This is a genomic window from Bartonella sp. AP30XZML, assembly GCF_042195945.1.
GTDB lineage: Bacteria > Pseudomonadota > Alphaproteobacteria > Rhizobiales > Rhizobiaceae > Bartonella.
Genome location: NZ_JBHIPJ010000071.1, coordinates 1 through 1,056 on the forward strand (window position 1 = coordinate 1; position 1,056 = coordinate 1,056).

A 1,056-nucleotide genomic window follows, 5' to 3' on the forward strand; every position below is an offset into this window, starting at 1 on the left:
AATGTTGCGGATGCGTTAGCAGGAGTAGGGACGTCTTTCACGAATATTCATAAAGAAATTAACAAAGTTGTTGGTGATAGCTTAGTTAAACAAGATGAAAAGACGCATGTTATTAGCATTGGAGGCGAAAAAAGTGGCACGAGCATTACCCTTTCCAATATTGATGGAGCGGAACGGACTCTTTCTGGAGTGCGTGGTGGAGCGATTTCAGAAACATCGACGGATGCGGTGAATGGTTCACAGCTTTATTCTATGAGTAATGTCTTAGCGTCCTATTTAGGAGGAGGAGCCGGCTATAAGGATGGGAAATGGAGTGCACCGGAATTCAAGGTTGCACAATTTAAGAGTGACGGTAGTTCAGATGAGAAGACGAGCTATGATAATGTTGCGGCTGCGTTTGATGGTGTGAATATAGGTATGACCAATATCAACAATCGTATTCATGATGTTGAGAAGAATGTTGCGTCCAATGGTTTAAATTGGAATGAAACTGAAGGAGCGTATGACGCGAAGCATGATGACAAGTCGAGCAAGATTAAGAATGTCTTAGCTGGTAAAGTTGAAGAGAATTCACAAGAAGTTGTGAATGGAGGTCAGCTATGGGAGACGAATGAGAAAGTGAAAGAGGTTGAAAAGAAAGTAGATACGATTGATCAACATGTAAAAGATATTACAACAACGGTTATGGATGGAGCGGTTAAATATGACAAAGATGATGATGGTAAAAAGACGAATAAGGTTACGTTAGTAGGAGGCAATGACAGCGAACCTGTTATGATAGATAATGTAGCGGATGGAAAGATTGAAACAGGTTCTCAGCAAGCTGTTAATGGTGGTCAGTTGCATGATTATACTGAAGAGCAGATGAAGATAGTTCTTGAAGATGCCAATAAGTATACGGATGAGAAAGTTTCTCATATTGTAAAAGATGGAGTTAATGAGGCTAATTCGTATACGGATATGAAGTTTGAGACATTGAATTATGCTATTGAGGATGTTCGCAAGGAAGCAAGACAAGCTGCTGCTATTGGTCTAGCGGTGTCCAACTTACGTTAC

At 40.4% G+C, this 1,056-nt stretch carries 1 pseudogene; it reads left to right on the top strand.

Annotation, left to right across the window (positions count from 1 at the left end):
• Nucleotides 1–1,056: pseudogene (locus tag ACFIL2_RS05230) on the top strand (hypothetical protein); the annotation flags it as partial.